An 11,899-nucleotide genomic window follows, 5' to 3' on the forward strand; every position below is an offset into this window, starting at 1 on the left:
TGACGCGGTCCGGCCGGCCTGTTCCAGGCCCGAAGCTGACCTGCGCTGCACCGAGCCGATCGGAGCAGGCGGCCGCCCCTCGCGCGTTCGTGGCCCGGCGCGCGGCTCCGGCTCGAGCGCAGATCTGCCGACCGCGACGCAGTGAACGGGAACGAGGGTCACGTCGGCGTCCCTCGACCGAGGCCTGCCTCGCGCGCGCGGACGATGGCGTGCGCCCTGTCGGCGACCTGAAGCTTGGTGAGGATGTTGGAGATGTGGTTCCGCACGGTCTTGTCGCTGAGGTGGAGCTGGCGTGCGATCTCTCCATTGGTGCTCGCCCGTGCGACCAGGTCGAGGATCTCGCGCTCGCGCGACGTCAGCTCGGGAAAGGCGACTCGGGCAGGTGCGGACCGACCGCTGAAGGCGTCGAGCACCCGGAGGGCGACCGCGGGTCCGAAGATCGCCTCCCCGCGGCCGACGGCGTGGATGGCTCGCACGATCTCACTGGGCCCGGCTCCCTTGAGCAAGTAGCCCCGCGCACCCGCCTGGATGGCGGTGAAAACAGAGTCGTCCTCGTCGAACATGGTCAGGACGAGGACCGCGATGTGCGGGCTGGCCGACGTGATGGCCCGGGTGGCCTCGACCCCGCTCACCCCGGGCATCTTCAGGTCCATCACGATGACGTCAGGCTGGAGCTCCAGAGCCAGCTCGACGGCGCTCGCTCCGTCGGCGGCGTCAGCCACCACCTCGAGGCAGGCGTCGTCCTCCACGGCCGCGCGCAGGCCGTGGCGGTACATCGGGTGGTCGTCGACGATCAGCACGCGCATGGGCTCGGTCATGTCGGTGCCTCCAGAGGAAGTTCTGCGCGAACGTGAGTGCCCTGGCGGTCCGCACTGTCGATCTCGCACCGACCACCTACCTCGACCGCCCTCTCCACCATGGAGGACAGCCCGACGCCGCGCCGGTGCTCCGGCGGGACGCCGCGCCCGTCGTCGGTGATCTCGAGGTGGAGGCGGTCGTCAAAGCTCACGCTGACGATGCACCGCTGGGCGCCGGAGTGCCGCACGACATTGGTGAGGGCCTCGCCGACGATGCGGTACGCCGCCACTTCCACGGCGGCCGGAAGCGGCGGCGTGGTCGGCGGTGCGTCGACCCGGATCGACAGGGCTCTGGCGCCGGCTCCGGCCTCGGTCTCGAAACGCCGGGCGTCGCCGCGGATGGCCTCGACGAGGCCGAACTGGTCGAGCGCGGGTGGGCGCAGGTCGTGCGCGAGGCGCCGTACCTCCTCGATCGCGTTCTGCAGCTCTGTGCTCAAGCTCGCGAGCATGGCCGCGACGCGCTCCGGGTCGTCGAGCCGGCGGCGCGCCGTGTCGAGTCCGAGCGCGACCGCGGCGAGCGTCGGGCCGAGCCCGTCGTGCAGGTCTCGGCGGAGGCGTCGGCGCTCCTCCTCGCGGGTTGCCAGGACGTGGGCGCGCGAGCGGCGCAGGTCGTCGGCGAGCAGGTAGGCGTGCGCGGCCACGCCGGCGTGGCGTGCGAGATCGGCCAGCAGCCGTCGGTCCGGCAGCGTCAGCTCTTCGCGTACCGAGCGCGGGGCAGCCAGCAGCACCCCGACCGGCTCGCCCTGGTGCGTCAGGACGAAGCGCACCGGCGTGCCCTGTGCCTCGCCGTAGGCGACTCCCGGGAGGTCATCGTCACCGCGACGCGGTCTGATCGCGACGTACGGGAGCCTCAACGTGACGGCGACCGACCTGACGATGCCTTCGAGCACGGCGTGCGGATCGGCGGCGGCCTGCACCTGGTGACCGAGCTGCGACAGCACCTCGTACGGATCACCCCGGCTTCCGAACGTCAGCCGGTCGACCGCGCGTTGCGCCCGGGCCCGCACAGGCAGCACCGCCAAGGCGACCGCCGCCGTCGCCACCGCCTGCGGTACGCCTTCGACGTGATCGGCCAGCACCAGCGAGGCGACCACCACGACACCGAGGTACAGCACCACCAAGCAGCCGCTGACCAGCGCGTACAGCAGCGTCCGGTTGATGACCCGGTCGACGTCGTAGAGCCCGTGCCGCAGCATCGCGATCCCCACCGCGACCTGCAGGACGACGAACTGCGAGAAGAACACGACCGCGGTCACGAGCTCCGGCAGGGCGTCGCTCAGGAGAGCCGAGAGCACGAACGCAGGGGCGAACCACGCCGCTCCGAGCGCGAACCACTTCAGCTGTCGGCGCTGGACCGGGTCGGCCCTGCGCCATCGCAAGGGCACCGCGACGGCGGACGCCAGGATCAGACCGAACAGGACGACAACGCCCGCGTTCACGATGATCACGGCGATCTCGCCGAGCGCCCCGGAGGCGGCCCACGGAGAGGGCGCGGCGCCGTTCTGCGGGCCGGGTGTCAACGGGCCCGCCACGCTCGTCATCACGGCCGCCGAGAGGGCCGCCGGCATGACCCACCGCCAGCGTGGCGAGGGCGGACGGCTGTCGGGAAACAGGAGCAGGATCCCGATCACGCAGAGCAGCGCACCGACATACGACCAGCCGATCAGCATTCCGGATGCCCAGCCGAGCTGCGTGTCGGACGACGGCATCCGCGTCTCGGCGACGTCGATACAGGCGAGAAGACCGATCGCAGCCCCCAGGCCGAGCCACAGCCAGCCGTAGACCAGATGCGGGAACCTCGACACGATCAGGGCCCCGACGACCGGGGCGCCGGAGAAACCCAGGACACCCGCGACCTCCGCCCACCATGGTGGCGGGCCAGCGGGCTGTGTGATCGCGAGCACCACGCAGTCCGCGAGCACGCAGAGCACGGACAACCCGCAGACGGTCCACGCCGCGAGTCTCACGCGGTCGTCTGGCACCCGCCCGAGGACGCCGTGCAGCCCCGAGCCGGTCGCCACGGCATCAGACGCCATACTCGAAGGCTGTCACTGCCGCCGTCCCGTCGTCACGGGACACGCGTCTGCGGAACGGACGGGCCTCGTCCCGAGGTACGCGGGACATCGCCGTCCCTTGGCCGGGACAGCCTCCCGGCCCGGCAGGACCACGCGCCCTTACGGCTCTTCAGCCCAGCCGATGAGACTCGAGCATGCGCACACCTCATCCGCCCCGCGTGCTGGCGCTCGAGCCGTCGACCCGGACGCGTCGTCGGGCAGCAGCTGCTCCGGCTCTGCTCGTCCTGCTCTTCCTGCTCGCCTCGTCGTGCGGTGAGTCGGGCGGGGGACTGTCGGCGTTGGTCAAGGAGCGGTACCAGCTGACGATCATGACGCTGAACATCGCCGGCGCACTACCCGACTTCGGCGGGGACCCAGGCGTCGAGATGGCGTGGCGAGAACGGTACGCACGGATCGGTGCCGGGCTCCAAGAAGTGGGGTGGAGGCCCGACATCATCGCCCTGCAAGAGGTGACGGCACGCAAAGGGTGGTTCGGGGCGGGTGACGACCCCGACGACTACGAGGCGATGCAGGTCCTGATCCGTGGCCTGAAGGACGCCGTCGGGGTGGACTACCGGATCGCGTACCTCGGAGCGGTCGCCTCGAACCACCCCGGCCTGGTCCAGGGCCAAGCGGTGCTCTACAACGCGGCGCGCCTGCGGAACATCACCGCGCCCGGCATGACGTCGGTCCTCGAGGGCGACAAGCAGCCAGAGGTGCTCGGCGTGTACCCCCGCAAGAGCTACCCGTGCACGCCGTCGCAGGACGCACCCGACGCCTGCGCGCTCCTCGACGGGGCCGGGCTCTTCTGGACGTCGGTCTTCTTCCGGACGGATGTGAGGAAGAGGACCTTCGAGTCCGGCCACGTGCGCTTCGCGTTCGTCGCCGACGGCGAGCAGTTCACGTTCTACAACGTGCACCTGCATCCCCGGATCGTCGACGGCGCGGAGGTCAACGGCGCGTGGCGTGCACTACTCGACCTCGTCGAACGCGTCGAGGCCCACCCCTACTCGACCCGCGTGTACCCACCGATCGTCGCGGGTGACTTCAACGGAGGCGTCGAGGGCTTCCCGTCATTCCGGCAGATCGCGCCCGACGACGCCTCGGACCCCCTTCGGGGGAACGACATGGGCATCGACTTCGTCATCGCTGGCACACGGACAGGGCCGCCCACGACTGCCGGGACCACGTCCGGGACCGATCAGACGGACTACAGGTACGAGATCCGGGCCACCCGCACGGCCATCCTGCCCGAGCCGGACGTCGACGACCCGGACGGGCTGTGCGCTCCGCTCGACGTGGCGTGGTCCGACCACTGCGCGGTGCTCGTGCAGATCGAGCCGGCGACGTAGCGGTCGGTCCGGTGTCCCGCGTCCCGGGTCGGAGCCGTCCCGTGCGGACGCCCAGAAGTGCCCGGACGCTACGGGACTGCCGTCCGTTACCGACGGGATGCAGTCCTCCTCACGATCGGATCACGCAACTCACACCCAGGAGGGAACATGGCAACACACCGACCGTCGCTCGCCAGCGGCGCTCGTCGACGCACACATCGCGGCCGCGGTCCTCGGGTCGCCCTTCTCGCAGCCCTCTCGGCGCTGCTTCTTCTGCTGGCGATCGGCGCACCGGCACAAGCGGAGCCCGTTCCCGGGATCTGGTACCAGCTGGTCAGCCGCGACCGCAGCGAGTGCCTGACGGTGCAGTACGCCTCCCTCCGGCACGCCGCCGACGTACGGGTCGAGCAATGTCGCGAAGGCGCTCACCAGCAGTGGCGCGTCGTGCCCGTGGGGTACGGCTACTACCAGGTGCGGGCGAGGCACTCGGACATGTGTCTGGACGTCTACGACCGCCGCTGGGAGAACTGGACGAACGTGATCCAAGGCGTCTGCCAGGACCCCTACCTCAGCACCAGCTTCAACCAGCACTGGAGGCTCGTCGGAGTGGACGGCCACTACGAGCTCACACCCCGGCACGCAACCGGGATGTGCCTCAACAAGCACTACAACGACGCGATCATCTACCAGTGCAACCACGCGCCGTGGCAGCAGTGGCGCTTCGAGCGAGTGCCGACGTGAGCTAGTCGCACGACGCCGGCACCGCCCGTGCGGTGCCGGCGTCACGACTGCACGGACGAACGGCACCACGCATGGTCCGCACGGCTGCTTCGCGCGTCGACGCGGTGTCGGCGAGTCGTGAAGAGGACGTGCAGGTCACCTCGGATCCCGCCCGGTATCAGAGGATATGTCCGGTCATGTCGTCGTCCCGACCGGTCCTGCGCCTATCCTGGGCGTCTCCGCCCGAGAGGACTGTGCGTGCGCAAGCGAGTGATCACGGCCGCCGCCGGCGTCGTCGGACTGGTCGTCATCGGCCTCGGGGTCGCGTCCGCGACCGTGTGGCGCGCCGACGACGTCATGGTCGCGACGACGACCGCGTCGTCGCACGTCGTCGTGACCGACCCCGGTGTCCTCGAGCTCGGGGGCGACCCCGCGACCGTGCGGGTCACGGCGTCCGACGGCGCCGAGGTCGTCGTCGTGGTGGGCCGTGACACGGACGTCGACGGGTGGGTCGGCTCCGACGACTACACGCGCGTCACGGGTCTGTCGGCCTGGGACGCGCTCGCGACGACGACGGGCGCGCCCGACGCGGCCGCCGTGCCGACCGATGCGCCGACCGATGCGCCGACCGCCGCCCCGACCGACGCCCCGACGCCGGCCCCCAGCGCGGCGGCGACGCCCGCGCCGACCGGCTCCCCGACGGCGAACCCGAGCGCCGCCGCCACGGCAGCGGCGTCCGCGACCCCGTCCGCGACGCCCACCGCGAAGGCGACCGCAGGAGCCGAGGCGCCCGCCGTCCCCACGCAGGCGAGCCCGGCCGGGAACGACAACTGGGTCGCCCAGGCGACCGGCGAGGGCAGCGCCGAGCTCGTGTGGCCCGCGCAGCCCGGGCGCTGGAGCCTGCTCGCGGTGAGCCGCGGCGAGGCCGCGCCGACCCTCGAGATCTCGTGGCCGCGCGTCGTCACGACGCCGTGGCTGTGGCCGTGCGTGGTCGTCGGTGCGCTGATCGCCGCGGCCGCCGGCGTGCTCCTGCTGCGTGACTGGTCGTCGCGCCGCACCGGCACCTGGGAGCCCGTGCACACCGGCAGCGTCCCCGTGGCCGCGACCGAGGGGCAGCCCCTGACGCGCCGCCGGCTGCGCGAGGCGCAGGAGGCCGCGCGCACCGGTCGTCCGCCGACCGGACCGGTCCCGCGCGTGACCGGTCCGCAGCAGACCGTGCACGCCCCGCACGAGGAGGGACGGCACTCCTCCGCGCCGGCCCTCACACCGATCCCACCGCTCACGTCCGGCACGTCCCCGGTCACTCGGCCCGACGACGCGCGTTCCGCCTCGTCGGCCCCGGTCGGCTCGTCGGCCACGCCCCGCCCCGAGGCCTCCGAGCCCGGTGCGGCCGCGGTTCCGGGTCGGTCCGCGCCGACCACCCCGATCGGCTCGGTCGCGCCGTCGGGCGAGCAGCGGCCGCCGAGCCGCCGCGCGCTGCGCGGCAGCTCGACCCCGACGTCCGCGATCCCGGTCGTCCCCGAGACCCCGGGCCGGCCGGCTCCCGTCTCCGCGCACCCGGCGCCCGCCGCGCCCTCCGCGCCCTCCGCGCCCTCCGAGCCCCCGACGACCCGGGCCGGCCTCCTGGCGCCGCAGCCGGCGCCGCCGGGCTCGACGCCCTCCGGGGCACCGTCGAGCGCGACCCCGCGAGCGGGCCGCCCGGCACCGGTCGCGGCCACGGGGTACCCGGTGGGCGGCCCGTCCTCCCCAGCGCCGTCTCCCGCCGCGCCGCGTCCCGCGGGTTCGTCCTCCTCGGCTCCGAGAGGCTCGGCTCCCGGGGCACCGGCGCCGTCCGGGCCGGCTCCCTCCGCGCCGGTCTCGAGGGACGCGGCCGCAGCACGCCCTGTTCCCACGGGCTCTGTTCCCACGGGCCCTGTTCCCACGAGCCCGGATGCGTCCGGTCCGGCGTCGTCGGTCCCGCCCGCCTCGTCGGCGCGGCCCGCGGCGTGGTCGACGCCCGGAGTGCCCGCACCCGCACCAGCGGGCGCCGCCGGGACCTCGGCCGCGGACCACGCGGGCCGCACCCGCCCGTCCTGGCTCGGCGCCCGCACCCCCGGCGCGCCCTCGGGGACCCCGGCACCGCCTCCCACCGGCTCGACCGGCCCGGTGCTGCCGAGCCCCGGCGGCTGGGTCCCGCACACGCCGACCGCACCGACCGCACCCGGTCCGGACACCGGCGCCCGTGCCGACGGCCGGACCGGCCCCGACGCCGCCGCCGACGCGAGCCCGGGCGAGACCGCCGGGTCGCGCGCCGACGCCTGGCGCCGCGCCTGGGGCCTGCCGGCCGCACCCGGCACCGACGAGGGCGCGCCGACGCAGGAGGGACAGCGATGACCGCACCGCGCACGTCCGCGACCCGCCGCCTCGTCGGCGTGGCGTCCACGGCGACGCTCGCGCTGCTCGTCGGCGCCTGCTCGCCCGACCTCCCGCAGCCCGCGGCCCCCGCCGCGCCGGCCGTGGCACCCGCCGCGCTGTCCGTCCCGCAGTCCGAGCGCGTGCTGAGCACGCTCGGCGACGTCCTGTCGACCGCCGACGAGAAGCTCGACGCGACCGCGCTGAAGCCGCGCGTCGAGGGGCCCGCGCTCGCGATGCGCACGGCCGAGTACGTGCGCTCGTCGGCGACCGACGGCGCCAAGCAGCCGACGTCCCTGCCGACGACGGCGCTCGCGATGGTCGTCCCGCAGACGACCGCGTGGTCGCGCACGCAGCTCGTCGTGACCGAGCAGCCCGAGGACCTGCAGGCGCAGCGCATCCTCGTGCTCCGGCAGGACGCGCCGCGGTCGGTGTACAAGCTGTGGGGCTGGGCGCGCCTCATGCCCGGTGCGCAGATGCCGGCGACGGCACCCGCGGACGTGGGTTCCGAGCAGCTCGCGGCCGACGACGACAGCCTGCAGATGACGCCGGCGGACGCGCTCGAGCGGTTCATGGACGTCACGGCGAACGCCGACGCCTCCGAGTACGCGAAGCAGTTCGCGGACAGCCCGCTGGTCGACGAGATGGAGAAGGTCCGCGCGCAGGACCGCTCGTCGATGGGCACGGTCGGCGAGGCCGCGACGAGCTACACGATGGACCCGGTGCCCGCGACGTCGCTGCGGACGGTCGACGGTGGCGCGATCGTGACGGGCACGTTCTCCGCGGTCGCGCGCATGACGATCACGGGGGAGGGCTCGTCGCTCCCGCTGTCGGACCCGTTCTACGCGGCCCTCGCGGGAACCAGCACGGCGACCAAGGAGTTCAAGCGCACGTACACGGGCGTCGTCGTCCTGTACGTGCCGCCGGAGGGCTCGGACGCGCAGGTGCGCGTGCTCGCGGGCGAGCTCGTGGTGACGGCGGCGACCGCTTCCTGACACGATCGCGTCGTCCGCGGGCGACGCGTGGCGGACATTGGCACGACGCACGACGAAGGACGGCCCGATGGCGATGAACGACCCCCAGCGACCCCGGCTCGACGCGCGGGGAGCCGTCGACCTGTCGTCGCTCGCGAAGCCGACCCCGCCGCCCGGCTCGCCGGGCGGGCTGCCGACCCCGGGCGCGTACGTGGTGGACGTCGACGAGGCGTCGTTCCCGGAGCTGGTGCGCCAGTCGACGCAGTACCCGGTGCTGGTGGTGCTGTGGGCGACGTGGTCCGAGGCCAGCCAGCAGGTCGTCGCGGACCTGGGTGCGCTGGCCGACGAGGACGCGGGCCGGTGGCTGCTCGCGCGTGTCGACCTCGACGCGAACCCGCAGATCGCGCAGGCGTTCGGGGCGCAGTCGGCACCGATGGTCGCCGCCGTGCTCGCGGGCCAGCCGGTGCCGCTCTTCCAGGGCCCGGCGCCGCGCGAGCAGATCCGGCCGGTGGTCGACCAGGTGCTCCAGGCCGCGCAGGCCAACGGCCTGACGGGCACGGTCACCGCACGCGAGGTCCCGCAGGAGGCGCCCGAGCCCGAGCTGCCGCCGCTGCACCAGAAGGCGTACTACGCGATCGAGCGCGACGACCTCGAGACGGCGACCGCCGCGTACGAGCAGGCGCTGCGGGAGAATCCGCGCGACCACGACGCACGGGCGGGGCTCGCGCAGGTCGGGCTGCTCGCACGCACCCGCGACGCCGACCTCGCCGCGGTGCGGACCGCGGCGGCCGACCGACCGACCGACGTCGACGCACAGCTCGCTGTCGCCGACCTGGACGTCCTGGGCGGGAAGGTGGTCGACGCGTTCGACCGGCTCGTCGACCTGCTGCGCGCGACCGCGGGCGACGACCGCGAGCGGGTCCGGGTCCGCCTGGTCGAGCTCTTCGAGGTCGTCGGCGGCGAGGACCCGCGCGTCGTGGCGGCCCGCCGCGCGATGGCGAGTGCGCTCTACTGACCTCCACCGCCCTCGACCGTCACCGAGGTGCGCGACCGTCGCGCGATCCGTGCACGACCCCGCACGATCCCGCACGATCAGCCGCACGGCGCCGCCGGCGGCGGGCGTCCGACACGAGCGTGAGGCCGGCTCCTCCCGAGGAGCCGGCCTCACGTGTCTCGAGCCTCACGTGCGTCCTCCCCGGCCGGTCGGGGAGGGCCGACGAGGTGCTCCGGCGAGAGCGTCCGAGGGTCCGCCGAGGGGCGCGGGGCGGCCGCGGCCGACCGCAGGGAGGGTAGATCCGCGTGATCACGCGGATCAGGACGCGGTGACCGGCGTCACCACGTCACGGATTTGATCTGGGCGCCGTCCGCTGCGTAATGTTCTCGATGTCGCCCGGCAGGGAGGAACGGACACCGCGGATCGAACCGCGATGGCTGGTCCCGCAGGTGACACCCCCCCGGAGCTCTTCGAGCCGACGACCATGTCGCCGGCCATGAGAAGCGCGCCGGATGCGGGCCCGACCGATCAACGAACCCTCGAACACGGGGTTTGACGAGCGGAACTGGAACCGCTAAGTTAGAGAGGTTGCCTCCGGGCCGCGATCGAAAGATCGCGAACGGATGCGCGTCTGTTCCTTGAGAACTCAACAGTGTGCCAAGTAGTCGATGCCATATGGCTCGCTTCGCGTTTGCGGGGTGGGTTGATGGTTGAGATCTGGATTCCTGCGTCCACCCCGTGGATGTGGGGTCCTTTTTGAAGCCGAATCTACGCGGCCTTTCGGGGTCGTTCGTAATGTTTGTTGCTGGTGCTTTCGGGTGCTGGTGGCGTTGAACATTGACGGAGAGTTTGATTCTGGCTCAGGACGAACGCTGGCGGCGTGCTTAACACATGCAAGTCGAACGGTGAAGACCAGCTTGCTGGTTGGATCAGTGGCGAACGGGTGAGTAACACGTGAGCAACCTGCCCTTCACTCTGGGATAAGCCCTGGAAACGGGGCCTAATACCGGATATGACACTGCTACGCATGTGGTGGTGTGGAAAGATTTATCGGTGGGGGATGGGCTCGCGGCCTATCAGCTTGTTGGTGGGGTGATGGCCTACCAAGGCGACGACGGGTAGCCGGCCTGAGAGGGCGACCGGCCACACTGGGACTGAGACACGGCCCAGACTCCTACGGGAGGCAGCAGTGGGGAATATTGCACAATGGGCGCAAGCCTGATGCAGCGACGCCGCGTGAGGGATGACGGCCTTCGGGTTGTAAACCTCTTTCAGCAGGGAAGAAGCGCAAGTGACGGTACCTGCAGAAGAAGCGCCGGCTAACTACGTGCCAGCAGCCGCGGTGATACGTAGGGCGCAAGCGTTGTCCGGAATTATTGGGCGTAAAGAGCTCGTAGGCGGTTAGTCGCGTCTGCTGTGAAAACTCGAGGCTCAACCTCGGGCTTGCAGTGGGTACGGGCTGACTAGAGTGCGGTAGGGGTGACTGGAATTCCTGGTGTAGCGGTGGAATGCGCAGATATCAGGAGGAACACCGATGGCGAAGGCAGGTCACTGGGCCGCAACTGACGCTGAGGAGCGAAAGCATGGGGAGCGAACAGGATTAGATACCCTGGTAGTCCATGCCGTAAACGTTGGGCACTAGGTGTGGGACCCATTCCACGGGTTCCGTGCCGCAGCTAACGCATTAAGTGCCCCGCCTGGGGAGTACGGCCGCAAGGCTAAAACTCAAAGAAATTGACGGGGGCCCGCACAAGCGGCGGAGCATGCGGATTAATTCGATGCAACGCGAAGAACCTTACCAAGGCTTGACATACACCGGAAAAGTGCAGAGATGTGCTCCCCGTAAGGTCGGTGTACAGGTGGTGCATGGTTGTCGTCAGCTCGTGTCGTGAGATGTTGGGTTAAGTCCCGCAACGAGCGCAACCCTCGTCCCATGTTGCCAGCGGGTTATGCCGGGGACTCATGGGAGACTGCCGGGGTCAACTCGGAGGAAGGTGGGGATGACGTCAAATCATCATGCCCCTTATGTCTTGGGCTTCACGCATGCTACAATGGCCGGTACAAAGGGCTGCGATACCGTAAGGTGGAGCGAATCCCAAAAAGCCGGTCTCAGTTCGGATTGGGGTCTGCAACTCGACCCCATGAAGTCGGAGTCGCTAGTAATCGCAGATCAGCAACGCTGCGGTGAATACGTTCCCGGGCCTTGTACACACCGCCCGTCAAGTCACGAAAGTCGGTAACACCCGAAGCCGGTGGCCCAACCCTTGGGGGGGAGCCGTCGAAGGTGGGACTGGCGATTGGGACTAAGTCGTAACAAGGTAGCCGTACCGGAAGGTGCGGCTGGATCACCTCCTTTCTAAGGAGCATCTGGCAGCTGGTCGGCCCTGTCGTGGGGTCGGGGTGGTTGTCCAGGCCCATGCCCGTGCCGAACGTGTGCGGGGTGGTGCTCACGGGTGGAACATCGACTACGGCTCATCTGGTGGTGGGTGGCGTCTAGTACGCCTGCGGTCTTCGGGTCGCGGGGAGGGAACGACGTTCGTCTGGTTGCTGGGTGGGCTTGGCACGCTGTTGGGTCCTG

Annotated in this window: 7 protein-coding genes and 1 rRNA gene; 6 read left to right on the plus strand and 2 right to left on the minus strand. The window is 71.2% G+C overall.

The genetic code is table 11. The features are described 5' to 3' along the window. Positions 1-158 precede the first annotated feature (158 nt). Together F1D97_RS07925 and F1D97_RS07930 are read right to left on the minus strand one after the other, a co-directional pair. Positions 159-818 carry a response regulator gene (locus F1D97_RS07925; protein WP_236123286.1) on the minus strand — a complete coding sequence of 220 codons (660 nt, stop codon included), beginning with the start codon at positions 816-818 and terminating at the stop codon, positions 159-161. After that, entirely contained in the window at positions 815-2,893 is a 2,079-nt protein-coding gene (locus tag F1D97_RS07930; RefSeq protein WP_236123287.1) for a sensor histidine kinase, read from the minus strand. The genes F1D97_RS07925 and F1D97_RS07930 overlap by 4 nt, the downstream gene beginning before the upstream one ends. Positions 2,894-3,240: 347 nt before the next feature. On the opposite strand from F1D97_RS07930, the gene F1D97_RS07935 reads away from it, so the two are divergent. The 6 genes from F1D97_RS07935 (at position 3,241) to F1D97_RS07960 (ending at position 11,677) form a co-directional block, all read left to right on the plus strand. Continuing rightward, positions 3,241-4,263, plus strand: coding sequence for an exonuclease/endonuclease/phosphatase family protein (locus F1D97_RS07935; RefSeq protein WP_236123288.1), 1,023 nt, complete (start codon positions 3,241-3,243; stop codon positions 4,261-4,263). Between the two features lie 342 nt (positions 4,264-4,605). After that, the gene (locus F1D97_RS07940) at positions 4,606-4,983 is read left to right on the plus strand and encodes an RICIN domain-containing protein (RefSeq protein WP_236123289.1); all 378 of its coding nucleotides are present in this window, start codon (positions 4,606-4,608) and stop codon (positions 4,981-4,983) included. A gap of 237 nt (positions 4,984-5,220) precedes the next feature. Continuing rightward, entirely contained in the window at positions 5,221-7,335 is a 2,115-nt protein-coding gene (locus F1D97_RS07945; protein ID WP_236123290.1) for a hypothetical protein, read from the plus strand. Then, positions 7,332-8,348, plus strand: a complete 1,017-nt coding sequence (locus tag F1D97_RS07950; RefSeq protein WP_236123291.1) for a hypothetical protein — start codon at positions 7,332-7,334, stop codon at positions 8,346-8,348. Before F1D97_RS07945 ends, F1D97_RS07950 begins: the two co-directional genes overlap by 4 nt. 73 nt (positions 8,349-8,421) lie before the next feature. Beyond that, positions 8,422-9,342: a tetratricopeptide repeat protein gene (locus F1D97_RS07955; protein ID WP_396022585.1), complete on the plus strand. Its 921-nt coding sequence runs from the start codon at positions 8,422-8,424 to the stop codon at positions 9,340-9,342. Between the two features lie 816 nt (positions 9,343-10,158). Further along, a 16S ribosomal RNA gene (locus F1D97_RS07960) occupies positions 10,159-11,677 on the plus strand. Positions 11,678-11,899: the final 222 nt, after the last annotated feature.

The organism is Cellulomonas palmilytica, assembly GCF_021590045.1.
GTDB lineage: Bacteria > Actinomycetota > Actinomycetes > Actinomycetales > Cellulomonadaceae > Cellulomonas > Cellulomonas palmilytica.